The sequence below is a fragment of the Paraburkholderia steynii genome (assembly GCF_900100565.1).
In the GTDB taxonomy this organism is placed as follows: Bacteria; Pseudomonadota; Gammaproteobacteria; order Burkholderiales; family Burkholderiaceae; genus Paraburkholderia; species Paraburkholderia terrae.
Genome location: NZ_FNDI01000017.1, coordinates 1 through 16,134, shown reverse-complemented (window position 1 = coordinate 16,134; position 16,134 = coordinate 1). Strand labels below are relative to the sequence as shown.

The following is a 16,134-nucleotide window of genomic DNA, read 5'->3' as shown; positions in this document are numbered from 1 at the left end:
TAACCGAAAGCGCGATTTTATGACGGTTAATCAGGAATAGACTAGTCGTTAGTGAACGTGTGGTCTGAATGACCCGAACCCTTTCTGACACTTCCCCGACGAGGAGACGCATATGACCCGCAACTATCGCATCGCAGTGATTCCCGGTGACGGCATCGGCAAGGAAGTGATGCCCGAAGCGCTGCGTGCGCTGGACGCCGTCAGCACGCGCTATGGCATCGGCCTCGACTATCAGCATATCGAGTGGGCGAGCTGCGACTACTACGCGCAGCACGGCCAGATGATGCCCGACGACTGGAAGCAGCAACTCGAAGGTGTCGACGCCGTGCTGTTCGGCGCGGTCGGCTGGCCCGACACCGTGCCCGATCACATCTCGCTGTGGGGCTCGCTCCTCAAGTTCCGCCGCGAGTTCGACCAGTACATCAACCTGCGTCCCGCGCGCCTGTTCGAAGGCGTGCCGTCGCCGCTCGCGGGCCGCAAGGCGGGCGATATCGACTTCATGATCGTGCGCGAGAACACCGAGGGCGAGTACTCGTCGGTAGGCGGCACGATGTTCGAAGGCACCGAGCGCGAGTTCGTGATGCAGCAGTCGATCTTCACGCGCAAGGGCTCCGAGCGCGTGCTGAAGTTCGCATTCGATCTCGCGCAGCGCCGCGAGAAGAAGATCACCGTCGCGACGAAGAGCAACGGCATTTCGATCAGCATGCCGTGGTGGGACGCACGCGCCGCTGAAATGGCCGCGCGCTATCCGGACGTGAAGTGGGACAAGCAGCACATCGATATTCTTTGTGCACGTTTCGTGTTGAATCCGGATCGCTTCGACGTGGTGGTCGCGACCAATCTGTTCGGCGACATCCTGTCGGACCTCGGCCCGGCTTGCACGGGCACGATCGGCATTGCGCCGTCGGCGAACATGAACCCCGACCGTACGTTCCCGTCGCTGTTCGAACCCGTACACGGCTCCGCACCGGATATCGCGGGCAAAGGCATCGCCAATCCGATCGCGATGATCTGGTCGGCGGCAATGATGCTCGACTTTCTCGGCAACGGCGCGGGCAAGGAACGCGAAGCGCACGACGCGATCCTCGCCGCGATCGAAGCCACGCTCAAGGAAGGCCCGCACACGGGCGATCTGGGCGGCAAGGCGAATACGGCTGAAGTGGGCGCGGCGATTGCGCATCGCCTCGCCTGAATCACAGGAGTCTTTAGATGACCAAGCAATACGAGTTGAGCGAACTGATCCGCAGCGACAATTTCATCGACGGCAAGTGGGTGGCGTCTGCTAAAGGCAAGCGCTTCGACGTGACGAACCCCGCGACGGGCGAAGTGATCACGCAGGTCGCCGACAGCGATGCCGCCGACGCGCGCGCCGCCACCGATGCCGCCGCCCGCGCCTTCCCCGCCTGGCGCGACGCGTTGCCGAAGGATCGCGCGGCCGTGCTGCACCGCTGGCATGCGCTGATGGTCGAGAACGCCGATGCGCTCGGCCGCCTGATCTCGCTGGAACAAGGCAAGCCGTTCGCCGAAGGACGCGGCGAGGTGATGTACGGCGCGTCATACGTGGCGTGGTTCGCGGACGAAGCGACGCGCATCTATGGCGACATCATTCCGCAGCAGCAACGCGGCAAGCGCATGAGCGCGGTGAAGGAACCTGTGGGCATCGTCGCCGCGATCACGCCATGGAATTTCCCGCTCGCGATGATCGCGCGCAAGATCGCGCCCGCGCTCGCGGCGGGCTGCACCGTCGTCGGCAAGCCTGCTGAAGACACACCGCTCACCGCCCTCGCGCTGGTGATGCTCGCACATGAAGCGGGCGTGCCGGCGGGCGTGCTGAACCTGATTTCGGCATCGCGCGAGAACGCTGTGGGCGCGGTCGCCGACTGGCTCAAAGACAGCCGCGTGCGCAAGATCACGTTCACGGGTTCGACGCCCGTCGGCAAGTACCTGGCGCGCGAATCGGCGGAGACGTTGAAGAAGCTGTCGCTGGAACTGGGCGGCAATGCGCCCTTCATCGTGTTCGACGACGCCGACCTCGATGCCGCCGTCACGGGCCTGCTGGCTGCGAAATTCCGCAACGGCGGCCAGACCTGCGTGTGCCCGAACCGCGTGTACGTGCAGTCCGGCGTGTACGAGCGTTTCGCGGACCTGCTCGCGACGCGCGTTGCCGCGCTGAAGGTCGCGCCCGCCACCGACCCCGCTGCGCAGATCGGCCCGATGATCAACGCGCGCGCAATCGACAAGATTGCGCGTCACGTCGACGACGCCGTGGCTCGCGGCGCGCGCGTGCTGACGGGCGGCAAGCGCCTGCCGGAACTTGGCCCGAACTACTACGCGCCGACCGTGCTCGCCGATGCGACGCCCGACATGAACCTGAGTTGCGAAGAGACCTTCGGCCCCGTCGCGCCGCTGTTCCGTTTCGACGACGAAGCCGAGGCGGTCCGCGCTTCCAACGACACACCGTTCGGCCTCGCATCGTACTTCTATAGCCAGGACGTGCGGCGCATCGACCGGGTCGCGCGGCAACTCGAAGCGGGCATCGTCGGCATCAACGAAGGCGCGCTCGCGAGCGAAGCCGCGCCGTTCGGCGGCGTGAAGGAATCGGGCTACGGCCGCGAAGGCTCGAAATACGGTCTCGACGATTACCTGTCGATCAAATATCTCTGCCAGGGCGGACTCGAATGAACGCGCAGGCTTATCCAATCGAAGTCACATTTCCCGACATCTCCGTACACGAACGCAGCGACACGGGCATCGCGTACGTGCATACCTTCGATTCGGGCGTCGCCGGTCCACACGTGATGATCAACGCGCTCACGCATGGCAACGAGGTGTGCGGCGCGATCGTCGTCGATGCGCTGCTGCGCGCGAAGCTGCGTCCACGGCGCGGCAAGCTAACGCTCGCGTTCGCGAACGTCGACGCGTATGCGCGTTTCGATCCGTCGAAGCCGGATGCGGCGCGCTTCGTCGATCAGGACTTCAACCGCGTGTGGACGGCGCAAACGCTCGACAACAGCGCGCTCGATTCGAGCGAGTTGCGCCGCGCACGCGCGATGCGGCCCGTGATCGATACCGTCGATCTGCTGCTCGATCTGCATTCGATGCATGAGAAGAGCAAACCGTTGATCGTCGCCGGGCCGCTCGACAAGGGCATCGCGTTGTCGGAAAAGCTCGGCACGCCCGCCACGGTGATCTGCGACGAAGGCCATCCCGAAGGCCGCCGTATGCGCGATTACGAAGGCTTCGGCGATCTTCAGAGTGCGAAGAACGCGTTGCTGATCGAATGCGGACAGCATTGGGAAGCGGGCGCTGTCGCCGTTGCGCGTGATGTGACGGCGCGTTTTCTGGTGTTGTCCGGCGTAGTCGATGAAGCCGATTTGCCCGCAGGCTGGACCCTGCCGCTGCCCGACGAAATGCTGATCGTGCGCGTGACGGAGCCTGTCGTGGCGAAGAGCCTCGACTTCCGCTTCGAGGGCGACTATACGGGCTTAGAGGTGTTTCCCGAAGCGGCCAGCGTAATCGGCTGGTCGGATGGTGAAGCCGTGCGCACGCCCTATCCCGACTGCATGCTCGTGATGCCTTCGCTCAGGCAGTTGCGCGCAGGCGTGACGGTCGTGCGGCTCGGCAAGATCGAGAAGCGTATCGCGAGAACCCAATAGCTTTTGCCGTCACTCCAACCATCGTCAACGAAAACACAAGATGAAAGTCCAGCAGATCAAACAAAGCATCGCATTGCAGGGGCTGGAAGACTGGGGCACGGCCGGTCTTCCAGGCACGCCGGAGATCCAGGTATCGGGCGTGCAGAAAGTGATACGCGGCAGCGAGGCGATCGACACGGGCATCTTCGAATGCACGCCCGGCACTTATCGGCGCTCGGTCAAGCAGGCCGAAGTGATGCACTTTCTCAGCGGCCGTGGCCGCTTCACGCCCGACGGCGAAGACACGGTTCACTTCTCGGGCGGTGACACGCTGTTCTTCGAGGCCCACACGGAAGGCACATGGGAAGTCGAAGAGACGATGCGCAAGGTCTACGTGATCTTCTGACGGCATGCGATCGGGGAGTCCCCTGGTAACGTGCGCAGCAAGCGTCTGACATAACACTACGTCATGGGGACTCCAACAATTCCGGCGTTGCTCCGCCGAAATTGACTCACTATATTTTCAATCAATCCCGCGTTGTTCTGCTTCCTGCGCCACGCCGGAAGCGCGACAGCACGACCTGGAAGATGTCTTTCGCTTCAACCGTGTCGAGGAAAAAGTCGTGATCAATAAAACGAAGTTGCGCCCATTAGTTATGACGCTCGCGTTGAGCATCGCGGGTATGGCGCCCGCGTTCGCGGCGGGGAAAATCACTTTCGTCTCACAAGGCGGCACGTATCAGGAAGCGCAGACCAAGGCGATCCTCGACCCCGCCGCAAAGCAGCTGGGCATCACGATCAACCAGGACAGCATTCCCGACGCATGGCCGCAGATCAAGGCGCAAGGCGCGACGGGCAAGCCGATCTGGGACGTGGTCGATACGCCGACATCGAACTGTCTGCGCGGTGGCCGCGAAGGTCTGCTGGAAAAGCTGGACTTCTCGAAGATCCCGAACGCAGCAGCCGTGCCGGAAAAATATCGCACGCCGTATTCGGTTGCGTACGAGTTCTATTCCACGGTGATCGGCTACAACAAGAAGAACCTCAAGAAGGTGCCGCAAAGCTGGAAGGACTTCTGGGACGTGAAGAACTTCCCCGGCACGCGCGCGCTGCGCAACGATCCGCAGACGGTGCTCGAAGCGGCGCTGCTCGCCGATGGCGTGCCGCGCGACAAGCTCTATCCGCTGGATGTGGATCGTGCGTTTAAAAAGCTGCAGCAGATCAAGCCCGACATTACCGTGTGGTGGACTTCGGGCGGCCAGTCGGCGCAATTGCTGCACGACGGCGAAGTCGACATGACGATGATCTGGAACGGCCGCGCCAGCGCCGTGAAGAAGGATGATCCCGATGTCGACTTCACGTTCAACGACGGCATTCTGCAGAACACGCAGTTGTGCGTGCTGAAGAACGCGCCGAATCTGCCCGACGCGATCAAGTTCGTCAACGCTGCGTTGTCGCCGGATTTGCAGGCGAATCTGCCGCTCTATATCGACTACGGTCCTGGCAACCCCGCTGCGTTCAAGACGGGCAAGATCACCGCGAAGCGCGCGAGCGAACTGCCGAGTTCGCCGGATAATGCGTCGAAGCAGGCGCTGATGTCGGAAGAATGGTGGGCCTCCGACGCCGGTATTCAGGCCAAGGCGCGCTGGCTGAAGTTCATGCAATAACGTAGTCGCGCAGTTCCATTCAGGCGCCCGCAGGAACGTCGTTCGCTGCGGGCGTTTTTCATTTCATCGATTCTCACGCACTGTCGGCGACACGCGCCGCATAACATTCGACGTGATCGACTATCTGATTCTGGGCGGTGGATCGGCTGGTTGCGTGCTGGCTGCGCGACTGTCCGAAGATGCGGGCAAGACCGTGTGTCTGATCGAAGCGGGCCGCGATATCTCGCAGGCGACCATGCCCGATGCGATCCGCAGCCGCTATCCGGGCCGCGCGTATCTCGACACCAACAACATCTGGCAGCAACTGAAAGCGCGCATGAGCGCGCCAGCGGCGCTGCGCCGTTATGAGCAGGCGAAGCTGCTGGGCGGCGGCTCGGCGATCAACGCGCTGATGGCCAATCGCGGCGCACCCGCCGATTACGACGAATGGGAAGCGCTCGGCGCGCGCGGCTGGAACTGGCAAGCGTGCCTGCCCTACTTTCGCAAGCTCGAAACCGATTGCGACTTCGCCGGCGAGTTGCATGGCGCGAGCGGGCCTGTGCGCATTCAGCGCACTCGCTGGCCGCGTATCTCGCCATTCGTGCAGGCCGTGCTCGGCACGCTGCAACAGCGCGGACATGCGTTGCGCGACGATCAGAACGGTCCATGGGAAGACGGCACGTTCGTTGGCTCGATTGCCGTAAGCGCAGCGGGCGAGCGCATTCCGACTTCCGTCTGTTATCTCGACGACAGCGTACGTGCGCGCAAGAATCTGTCGACACGCACGGGTCTCGTCGTCGAGCGGATTTTGTTCGACGGGCAGCGTGCAACGGGCGCACGGGTCTTGCGTGCGGACGGCACGCATGAAGATGTGCGCGCGGGGCGTGTGATCGTCAGTGCTGGCGCGATTCATAGTCCTGCACTGCTGCTCAGAAGCGGCATCGGTCCCGCCAGCGATCTCACCGCGCTCGGCATCGAGGTTCGCGCGGACTGCGCGGGCGTGGGGCGCAATCTGATGGAGCATCCGTCGATTGCCGTGTCGGCGTTTCTGCCGCGCGCCGCCCGCACACCGTTTCCCGACGAGCATCATGAACAGGCGATCGTGCGCTTTTCTTCCGGCTTGCCCGATACCGTGCCTGGCGACATGCACGGCGCGATCCTGTCGCGCTCGGGCTGGCATTCGGTCGGTTATCGGCTCGGCACGATTTTCTTCTGGGTCAACAAGTCGTATTCGCGCGGGTCTTTAAAGCTCGCATCCACGAATCCGTTCGATGAGCTGCTGGTCGACTTCGCGATGTTGTCGGATCAGCGCGATCTTGAACGGTTGAAGCTCGCGTTACGCTTTGGTGCGCAGACGCTGGCAGCGCCTTCGATGGCGGCGCATCGCGATGCCATTTTTCCATCGAGCTATTCTCCGCGCGTCGCGGCTGTGGCTGTGCCGGGCGTGTGGAATGCGTTTCAGCGTGGGGCGTTGAGCGCGCTGCTCGATATTGCCGGGCCGTTGCGTGGGTCGCTGATCCGGCGCGTGGTGACGCAAGGCGTTTCGATCGATGAGCTATTGGCCGATGACGCGGCGATGACTGAGTTTGTCACGCGATCGGTTGGGGGAACGTGGCATCCGTCGGGGACATGCAGGATGGGCGCGCCCGGTGATCCGTTGGCCGTGACCGACGCGGACGGCGCGGTGTATGGCGTGGAAGGACTGCATGTGTGCGATGCGTCGCTGATGCCGTCTATCCCGTGCGCGAATACCAATGTGCCGACGATTATGGTGGCGGAGAGGGTGGCGGAGATGATAAGAGCATCCGGAGGAGTCTGAACCGGGTCCTATACCCCGATTTGCCACCGAGAAAAATACAACAATTTTGTTGCACATCTCCACTTATAAATATAACATTTATGTTGTACATTTCTCCCTTCACAACAACATAGGGAGAACATGAAATACAGCGAGTTCAGGAAGTGGCTGAAACAGCAAGGTGCGACGTTCGAAAAGCACCGAAGCGGCTCAAGTCACTACCGGGTGACGCTCAATGGCAGGACCACCATCTTCCCCGATCACGGTGCGAAGGAAATGGGTAAAGGACTGGTGGAAGCCATCAGGAAGCAGCTCGGTATCAGGTGAAGCAGAGAGCCCTACGCGGGCTCTCTCACTCGCGTATCACGTCCATGTTCTTTGAAGAATGGCAAACCACGACACACGTATGCTCAGCTACCCGATCAGCCTGACACCCGACGACAACGGAACGCTGCTCGTCACGTTTCCTGATGTTCCGGAAGCCATCACCGTCGGCGACGACGAAGAGGACGCGAAAGTGCAAGCGCTGGATGCGCTCGAGGCCGCGTTCGAAATCTACTTCGCGGAGAAGCGAAGCATCCCGATGCCTTCGAAGGCCAAACGCGGGCAACCCGTCGTTACGTTGCCGGCGCTTGTGACCGCGAAAGTGTTGCTCGCGGATGAAATGCTCCGCCAGAACGTGCGAAAGGCTGAACTCGCGCGACGGCTCAGCGTCAATCAGGTGCAGGTCGATCGACTTCTAAACTTCGGCCATTCATCGAAGATCGAGATGGTCGAGTCGGCGTTTGCGGTATTGGGTAAGCGCCTCGATGTGCGCGCCGTCTAAGACGCGCCGCAATTCCCGGGATGGAAGCCCCGCATCAACGGAGCTTTCCATTCCGCCACTTATCCCCCAAACCCCACCAGCCCCTTCACTTCCAGAAACGCCTCCAGCCCCCACTCGCCATACTCGCGCCCGTTCCCCGACTGCTTGTACCCGCCGAAGGGCGACCCCGCGTCCCACGCCGGATAGTTCAGATACACGCTGCCCGCGCGCATCCTGAACCCGACCCGCCGCGCCCGCTCGATATCCGCCGATTGCACATAAGCCGCCAGCCCGAACGGCGTATCGTTGGCGATCGCGATCGCCTCTTCTTCATCGCGATACGGCATGATCGCCAGCACGGGGCCGAAAATCTCGTCGCGGGCAATCGTCATCGACGGGTCCACGTTCGCGAACACAGTCGGCTTCACGTAGTAGCCGCGCGTCAGCCCATCGGGACGCCCAGTGCCGCCCGCCACCAGCTGCGCGCCTTCTTCGATGCCGATGCCGATCAACCGTTGCACGCGGTCGAACTGCACGTCGCTGACTACGGGGCCCATCGTCGTATCGGCGGCATCGGCAGGGCCGACACGGTGCGCGTCCGCCGCGCGGCGCGCGATCCCGACCGCTTCGTCGTGCCGTGATGCGGGCACCAGCATCCGCGTCGGCGCGTTGCACGACTGGCCGCTATTGCCGAAGCACGAATTGACGCCCGCCGTGACGGCCGTTTCGAAATCGGCATCGTCGAGCAGAATGTTCGCCGACTTGCCGCCCAGTTCCTGATGCACGCGCTTGACGGTCGGCGCAGCGAGTTTCGCGATCTCGATACCGGCACGCGTCGAACCCGTGAACGACACCATGTCGACATCGGGATGACTGCACAACGCCGCGCCCACTGTCGGCCCATCGCCGTTGACCAGATTGAAGACACCAGCAGGCACGCCAGCGGCATCGATAATTTCGGCAAACAGCACCGCATTGAGCGGCGAGACCTCGCTGGGCTTCAACACCATCGTGCAGCCCGCGGCGATCGCCGGCGCGACCTTGCAGACGATCTGATTGATCGGCCAGTTCCACGGCGTGATCAACGCGACGACACCGACAGGCTCATGATTGATCAGCGTCGTGCCCTTCTTGCGCCGCCATTCGAAGGTCTCGCAGGTGCGCAGCACTTCTTCCAGATGCCGCTTGCCAAGACCCGCCTGCCACGCATGCGAGAGCTTCGCGGGCGCGCCGATCTCGCGCATGATCGTCTCGGCCATCTCGTCATAACGTTCGAGATACACATCGAGAATGCGCCGGATCAACGCAACGCGTTCTTCAGGCTGCGTCCTTGAAAACGACGCAAACGCGCGCTTCGCCGCCGCCACCGCGCGATCGACATCCTGCGCATTGCCGAGCGCCACTTCGGCGAACGGTTCTTCGGTGCAGGGATCGATGACAGGCAGACGCGCGTTGCTGGACGGCTCGACCCACGCGCCGTCGATATAGAACTTCAGTGAATTGGACATCCGGTTTCCGTAGAAAGAAATCAGGCCCGCGCGACGGTCGACGAACGGCGACTCACGACGACGATCATCACGAGGCACAGCGTCAGCGCCGTCAGCATCGTGCTGATCGCGGCGATGGTCGGATCGATTTCGTCGCGCAACGTGACGAACATGCGCCGCGTCAGCGTCTGGTTCGAGCCGCCCGAAATGAACAGCGCGACGACCGTTTCATCCAGCGCCTGAATGAACACGAACACTGCACCCGAGATGACGCTCGCCTTGATCTGCGGCAGCGTCACCGTCATGAAGCTGCGAAAGCGGTTCATGCCGAGGCTGCGCGCGACCATTTCCTGCGTGCGATCGAAGGTCCGCAAATCGGCGCCCACCGAGATCAGCACATACGGCAAGCCAAGCATCGTATCGGCGACGATCAGCCCAGTGAGCGTATTCACATAACCGGCCTGCGTGAACACGAAGAACACGCCCACCGCGACGATGATGATAGGGACCATCAAAGGCAGCATCAGCAGCGTGCGCAGATAGCGCATCGACCAGTGCGAGCCGTGCTGGATGCCATACGCAGCCGCGATACCGAGCGGCGTCGCGATCAGCGCGGCGCACACGGAAGCCATCAGCGTCACGCGCGCCGCATCGATCCATGCGGGGTTGTCGAAGAACGAGTGATACCAGCGCAGCGAATACGCCGGCGGCGGAAACGTCATGAAACGCGTATCGGAGAACGACAGCGGCACGACGATCACCACGGGCAGCATCAGAAACACGAGGATCAGCACGACGCCAGCACCGAGCGTCAGCCTTCCGAATGAGAGCTTGTTCATTTCGCGCCCAGGGTCTTTTCGAGTGGAATCACGCGGCTCGCCGCATAGAAGATCGCGAACACGCAGACCAGCAACACGACGCTCACCGCGCTCGCCGCGCCCCAACTGTTGTAAATCTCGACATTGCGGCTCACCACCATCGACACCATGATCGACTTGCCGCCGCCCATCAGTTCGGGCGTGATATAGAACCCGAGGCACAGCACGAATACGAGCGTCACGCCCGCGACGACGCCGCTCATCGATAGCGGCAGGAACACGCGCCAGAACACGTGCAACGGCGAGCCGCCCAGGCTCGCGCCCGCTTGCGACAGATTGCCGGGGATCTTCTGCATCGCGGAGTAAAGCGGCAGCACCATGAACGGCAACAGGATGTGTACCATCGCGACGATCGTGCCAAACTGGTTATACGAAAGCTGCAACGGCCTGTCGATCAAACCCATCGACAACAGCGCCTTGTTCACGAGCCCCGTGCGTTGCAGCAGCACAAGCCACGCATACGTGCGCACGAGCACGCTGGTCCAGAACGGCAGGATCACCATGCCGAGTATCAGCGCGCTCCACTTTGGCGGCACGGATGCCGCGAAATACGCAACCGGATAGCCGAGCAGCAGCGTAATGCCCGTCACGATGATGCTCAGCTTGAACGTCATCAGAAACGTGTCGAGATACGTGCCCGTGAAAACCCGCTGATAGTTGACGAGCGTGAACGCGCCGTCGTGATAGATCGACTGCCACGAAAGCCACGCCAGCGGCACCACCAGCAACACCACGACGACGAGCAGCGCGGGCGCCATCAGCAGCAGCATCGCGCGGTCTTCGCGCTGCTGGTGACGTACCGACGGATCGATCGTAGTGGCCTGCATCACAGTCTGTTCCTGCAAAACGTGTTTGGCTGTCGTCATCATGCACCCACTGCGTCGAGAAACTGATACCACGCGGCAACGAGCCTGACGCCCGGCGCGCGCAGCGAATGAAACGGCACGGGCCGCAAGCCCTCCTGCGCCAGCAACGCCAGCTCCGGCTTCTCGCCGAGCGCCAGCGCAGCCGCATGCTGCCCGATCAGGCTCGCCATCGCGACACCTGCTCCGTTATACCCGAGACAGAATGTCGTGACGTCGTCGCTGCGCCCGACATGCGGCAACGCGTTGAACGTCATGCCCACATAACCGGACCAGCCGTACTCGACACGCACGCCCGCGAGATCGGGAAAGAGCGCGACCATCGCGCGCTGCAATGCATCGAAGCCCGTTGCCTGCCCTTCCTTGCCGAACGCATCGCGGCCGCCGAACAGCATGCGGCCATCCACCTTGCGAAACCACTTCATCATGCGACGCGTTTCGGTGTAGCTGCGCCGGTTGACCATCAGCTTCGCGTCGAGTTCCGCCGACAATCTTTCCGTCGCTATCATCGCGCTGCGAAACGGCACGAGTTCGCGCTGATACGACGACGTGGCCTGCGTGAGATTCGAGTAGGCATTGGTCGCGACGATCACCTGTTTCGCGCGCACGCTGCCGCCGGGCGCGCGCAGCATCACGCCTTCCTGCACACGCGTCATGTCGAGAATCGGCGTCGATTCGTAGATGGGCACGCCGCGCGCCGTCAGGGCACGTGCAATACCGCATACGTACTCGAGTGGGAGGATCGTGCCTGCATCGGCGCTCAGCACGCCGCCGACAAAACCATTCGAACCCGTCTCGTGCGTTATCTCTTCGCGCGATAGCACGCTCATCGATCCATCGCCGAGTTGCGTGCGAACCCAGTCCGCTTCCGCGCGAATCGACGCGAAGGCCCGCTCCGTATGCGCGCAGCGCAGGCTGCCCGTGTGCTCGAAGCGCGCCCGCTCCAGCTTGAATTCATCGACGAACTGCTCGACCACGCGCACGCCGTCATGCGCGAGCCGATGCATGCGCCTCGCGGTGTCGAGATCGTACGTGCTGGCGATCGACGGAAACGACAGCCGGAATTTCGACGACACCACGCCGCCATTGCGCCCGCTCGCGCCCCAGCCAACGGGATTCGCGTCGAACACCGCGCAATCGACGCCGCGCTTTTGCAACGCATACGCGGCCGCGAGACCCGAATAACCCGCGCCGATGATCGCCACGTCGACGATCAGGTCGCGCGCGAGCGGCGCGCCCGTGCTGACGGGCGCATCCGTGACGGGCGAGCGCGCAGCCATCGCCCGCCAGAGCGAGTCCGGCTGCGGCCGGTGCAGTGTCGTCGGCGCGAGCATGGTCAGGCGGCGCGTGCTTCGGCTTCGACGGCATCCGCCAGTGCCGCGAGCGTCGCGAACTTGAACGTCGGCTCGGTGACAGCTTCGGGCACGGGCGTCGCGCCAAAACCCTTCAAGCCCTGGCGACGCTCGATCCAGCAGGTCGCGTAGCCGAGCTTCGTCGCGATGCCGATGTCGTGATACTGGCTTTGCGCGGTATGCAGGATTTCGCCGAACTTGTAGCCGAATGCCGCCTGACGTCCGCGGTTGTACGCGAAGAACTGCGGATCGGGTTTCGCGACGCCCGTTTCGTCGCAGCAGACGGTGTCGTCGAACGGATCGCCGAGCGTGTGCGCATAGGCCGACAGCGCAACGCGGTCCGCGTTCGTCATCGCGACCAGGCGATAGTGCTTGCGCAGGCGCTTCAACGCCGCGACGGAATCTTCGAACGCGGGCCAGTCGAGCACGTCGCGCTGGAATGCAGCGGCCGATTGCGCGTCGTCGGGCAGGCCGAGTTCTTTCGCAACATAGAGATAGACGTTGGCCATCTCATGACTCGAGCGGCCCGGATAGGTCGCGCGGCCGCGCATGTACGGCTCGAAGATCGCTTCGTCGGTCAGGTCTTTCGCTTTCGCGCCGCCCAGACGCCGTATGGAGGCGAGCACGCCCTTTTCGAAGTTGATCAGCGTGCCGACGACATCGAACGTCAGAACCTTGAAATCGGTGAGCTTCATTGCATCATCCCTTTGCAGTTTGCGTGAATCGCGTAAGAAGGCATGCCCGTACACAGGCGTGAGTGAAATCAGGCGGGCACGACGATCGTGTCCTGAGGATCGAGCGCGACGGTCATCTGCGCGCCCGGCGATGGAATGCGCCGGCGCGCTTCGTGGCTGCCGGGTTGTCGAAGGCTGATGGCCGTGCCGTCGGCGAGCGCGGCGAACACGCGCAGGCTCTCGCCCTGATACAGCACTTCGGTGACGCGGCACGACAGGCGGTTTGCATGCGCGACGCCCTGTCCCTCTGCGCCGTCGATCACGAGCTTCTCTGTCTGCACCGCGAGCAGCAGCTTGTCGCCGCGCGGCAGCGGATGCGCGGTGCGTAACACGGCATCGCCGAGACGCACGGCGTCGTCGCCAGCGCGGCTCACGTTGAGCAGCGTCGCTTCGCCGATGAAGCTCGCGACGAACGCATCGCACGGACGGTCATAGAGACGTTCCGGCGTATCGATCTGCACGAGCTTGCCGTCCTTCAGCACGGCGACGCGGTCGCTCATCGTCAGTGCTTCGCGCTGGTCATGCGTAACGTTGACGATGGTTGCGCCGAGCTTGCGATGCAGGCGGCGCAATTCGATCTGCATGGTTTCGCGCAGTTGTTTGTCGAGTGCAGAGAGCGGCTCGTCCATCAGAATCAGTTGCGGCTCGAACACCATCGCCCGCGCCAGCGCCACGCGCTGACGCTGGCCGCCCGACAACTGGCTGATGTTGCGCGACTCGTAGCCGTTCAATTCGACCATCGCGAGGGCATCGGCGACTTTCTTCGCCCAGCCCGATTTCGGCTCACGGCGCGCGCGCAGCGGAAAGGCGACGTTTTCGCCGACTGTCATATGCGGAAACAGCGCGTAGTTCTGGAACACGATGCCGATGTTGCGCTTGTGCGGCGGCGCAAATGTAATGTCGCGCTCGCCGACCCAGACCGTGCCGGAACTCGGCTGCACGAAGCCGCCGAGGATGCCGAGCAGCGTCGTCTTGCCCGACCCGGACGGCCCGAGCAGCGACACGAATTCACCCGGTGCGATATCGAGCGATACGTCGTCCAGCGCGACCACTGGACCATAACGCTTTGCTGCCGACCTGATCGATACTCCCGTTTTCGCTCGTGCGTCCATGACGTGTGTCTCGCTGGAAATGGGTGTGTTGAGAAAAATATAAGTCCCGTTCTTTTTGACAGCAATTCCCAAATTGTTGGATCGGGCATAACATCAGGTCATGCCCAACCTTCGTAAGAAACTGCCGAGCGCGAATGCGCTGTTCGTGTTCGAAGCGGCCGCCCGCTGCGGCAACTTCACGCGCGCCGCGCAGGAGCTCTATGTGAGCCAGCCTGCCGTGAGCCGCATGCTTGCGCGCATGGAGGACCATATTGGCGTGCGCCTGTTCGAGCGGGTGCGCGGCGGTATCGAGCTCACTGAAAGCGGCAGGATTCTGTATCGCGCGATTTCTGAAGGCTTCAATGGCGTTGAAAACGCAATCAGGGAAATCGAGGCCCGCGCGACGGGGGTCGAGTCAGTCACTTTGTCGGTTTCCACCGGTTTCACCACGCATTGGCTGATGCCGCGTATGAGCCGGCTGAATCAGGCTTTCCCTAATATCGATTTGCGCTTTCAGCTGATATCGGGGCGGATTGGCGGACCGCTTCATGATGTCGATCTCGGGATGCGGTTTTTGCACGATGGCGAGATTGATGAGCATGCGGTGCTTGTTATGCCTGAAACGCTTTTGCCTGTTTGTAATGAGCGGTATCGGGAGACTGCTCTAAGCGATGCTGGTCGCGCGCATGGCGATACGGTAATCGTGATGGACGATGAGGAGCGCGGCTGGCATGAGCGATTCGGCGCGTTCGTCGGGCATGGGCGGCATGTTGCCGGGATGCTGAGCTTTAATGATTATGCGATTGTGGTGCAGGCGGCGCTGCTTGGGCAGGGGATCGCGCTGGGGTGGTTGAATGTGGTGTCGCATTGGCTTGCGCAAGGGGCGCTTTTGCCCGCTGAGCAAGAGGTTATTGTTACGAATCGGCGGTGCTGTTTGGTGCGGCCTGCTAATAAGCCTTTACGGCCTATTGTGGACGATGTCCGCGATTGGCTTATCGAGGAGACTCGCAATGATATGCGGATCATTGAGAAGAAGTATCCCATGCTGGGGCTGGGGGAGGCTATGAGGCAGACTGGTGTGAAGTTTGGATAGGGGTTTTTGGTTGTCTGCGACGCTGGGTGGTGTGCTTGCCTTTTTGCTTGCATCCGCGTTTTGTTAGCGTGCTTCACGCGTCGCCCCTGTGCGGGCTGCACTTACTTTTCGGTTTTGCTTTCGCGGCGAAGGTGATGCCGCTTGGTATTTCTGCCTTTGCGCTGGCATCCGCGATCTGTTAGCGTGCTTCACGCGTCGCCCCTGTGCGGGGCGGCACCTACTTTTCTTTGCCGCCGCAAAGAAAAGTAGGCAAAAGAAAGCGGCTCACACCGCCAGCTCTTGTGTTTGCCTGAGGGCCCCCAAAGGTTCTTACGCTTCACACGGCAACCTGCTTGTTCCGCGTTGGTTGCCGGCGCTCTTGATGTGCGCCTCACCCGCTTCACGCACCAGCACTACATCACGCCGCGCCAGATAGTCCACCGCCGCCCAGGTGGCAAACTGTGTGTAGGTTGTCGCGTCGTATGTGTGAGCGCTCTTACAAGGTGGTGCGCGTGTACTATCGGTCTGGAGCGATGCGTGTGGAGCACCGCCAGCCGACACACAGTTTGCCACCTAGGCGGCATATACGGTTCGCTGCCGCTGGCCTGAGTACGGATATTCGAAGTGGGTGAGGCGTTGATTCGAAGCGTTGGCAACGCACGCGAACAAGGGCGTTGCCATGTGAAGCGTGGGGACGTTGGGGGCCCGTGGATAAGAACACGGGCTGGCGGTGTGAGCCGCTTTCTTTTGCCTACTTTTCTTTGCGGCGGCAA

General features: G+C 62.2%; 15 protein-coding genes. 9 read left to right on the top strand and 6 right to left on the bottom strand.

What is annotated here, in order from left to right; translation table 11 throughout:
• Positions 1-112 precede the first annotated feature (112 nt).
• The 8 genes from BLT65_RS27255 to BLT65_RS27220 all read left to right on the top strand — a co-directional run bounded on the left by BLT65_RS27255 (position 113) and on the right by BLT65_RS27220 (position 7,905).
• Entirely contained in the window at positions 113-1,192 is a 1,080-nt protein-coding gene (locus BLT65_RS27255) for a tartrate dehydrogenase (protein WP_091783260.1), read from the top strand.
• A 17-nt stretch (positions 1,193-1,209) separates the two neighbouring features.
• Positions 1,210-2,682 (top strand): NAD-dependent succinate-semialdehyde dehydrogenase, encoded by a 1,473-nt coding sequence (locus BLT65_RS27250; RefSeq protein WP_091783257.1) that lies wholly within the window; start codon positions 1,210-1,212, stop codon positions 2,680-2,682.
• Positions 2,679-3,656: a M14 family metallopeptidase gene (locus BLT65_RS27245; RefSeq protein WP_091783254.1), complete on the top strand. Its 978-nt coding sequence runs from the start codon at positions 2,679-2,681 to the stop codon at positions 3,654-3,656. Before BLT65_RS27250 ends, BLT65_RS27245 begins: the two co-directional genes overlap by 4 nt.
• Positions 3,657-3,696: 40 nt before the next feature.
• The gene (locus BLT65_RS27240; protein WP_091783251.1) at positions 3,697-4,041 is read left to right on the top strand and encodes a cupin domain-containing protein; all 345 of its coding nucleotides are present in this window, start codon (positions 3,697-3,699) and stop codon (positions 4,039-4,041) included.
• 250 nt (positions 4,042-4,291) lie between these two features.
• On the top strand, positions 4,292-5,302 hold the full coding sequence (locus BLT65_RS27235; RefSeq protein WP_042306073.1) for an ABC transporter substrate-binding protein: 1,011 nt from the start codon (positions 4,292-4,294) through the stop codon (positions 5,300-5,302).
• Positions 5,303-5,414: 112 nt separating this feature from the next.
• Entirely contained in the window at positions 5,415-7,100 is a 1,686-nt protein-coding gene (locus BLT65_RS27230) for a GMC family oxidoreductase (protein WP_091783248.1), read from the top strand.
• Between the two features lie 120 nt (positions 7,101-7,220).
• A complete protein-coding gene (locus BLT65_RS27225) occupies positions 7,221-7,406 on the top strand; it encodes a type II toxin-antitoxin system HicA family toxin (protein ID WP_091783245.1) in 186 nt (61 codons plus the stop codon).
• A 79-nt stretch (positions 7,407-7,485) separates the two neighbouring features.
• Positions 7,486-7,905 carry a type II toxin-antitoxin system HicB family antitoxin gene (locus BLT65_RS27220; RefSeq protein ID WP_035995606.1) on the top strand — a complete coding sequence of 140 codons (420 nt, stop codon included), beginning with the start codon at positions 7,486-7,488 and terminating at the stop codon, positions 7,903-7,905.
• A gap of 59 nt (positions 7,906-7,964) precedes the next feature.
• On the opposite strand, the gene BLT65_RS27215 is transcribed toward BLT65_RS27220, so the two are convergent.
• The 6 genes from BLT65_RS27215 to BLT65_RS27190 form a co-directional block, all read right to left on the bottom strand.
• On the bottom strand, positions 7,965-9,392 hold the full coding sequence (locus tag BLT65_RS27215) for an aldehyde dehydrogenase family protein (protein ID WP_091783242.1): 1,428 nt from the start codon (positions 9,390-9,392) through the stop codon (positions 7,965-7,967).
• 20 nt (positions 9,393-9,412) lie between these two features.
• Positions 9,413-10,210: an ABC transporter permease gene (locus BLT65_RS27210; protein ID WP_091783239.1), complete on the bottom strand. Its 798-nt coding sequence runs from the start codon at positions 10,208-10,210 to the stop codon at positions 9,413-9,415.
• On the bottom strand, positions 10,207-11,118 hold the full coding sequence (locus BLT65_RS27205; protein ID WP_007583258.1) for an ABC transporter permease: 912 nt from the start codon (positions 11,116-11,118) through the stop codon (positions 10,207-10,209). Before BLT65_RS27205 ends, BLT65_RS27210 begins: the two co-directional genes overlap by 4 nt.
• Positions 11,115-12,446, bottom strand: coding sequence for an NAD(P)/FAD-dependent oxidoreductase (locus tag BLT65_RS27200; protein ID WP_091783236.1), 1,332 nt, complete (start codon positions 12,444-12,446; stop codon positions 11,115-11,117). The genes BLT65_RS27205 and BLT65_RS27200 overlap by 4 nt, the downstream gene beginning before the upstream one ends.
• A gap of 2 nt (positions 12,447-12,448) precedes the next feature.
• Positions 12,449-13,159 (bottom strand): HAD-IA family hydrolase, encoded by a 711-nt coding sequence (locus BLT65_RS27195; RefSeq protein ID WP_035995617.1) that lies wholly within the window; start codon positions 13,157-13,159, stop codon positions 12,449-12,451.
• Between the two features lie 68 nt (positions 13,160-13,227).
• A complete protein-coding gene (locus BLT65_RS27190) occupies positions 13,228-14,310 on the bottom strand; it encodes an ABC transporter ATP-binding protein (RefSeq protein ID WP_091783233.1) in 1,083 nt (360 codons plus the stop codon).
• Positions 14,311-14,410: 100 nt separating this feature from the next.
• Here BLT65_RS27190 and BLT65_RS27185 point away from each other — a divergent pair, with 100 nt between their 5' ends.
• On the top strand, positions 14,411-15,382 hold the full coding sequence (locus BLT65_RS27185; protein ID WP_091783230.1) for a LysR family transcriptional regulator: 972 nt from the start codon (positions 14,411-14,413) through the stop codon (positions 15,380-15,382).
• The last annotated feature ends 752 nt before the right edge of the window (positions 15,383-16,134 follow it).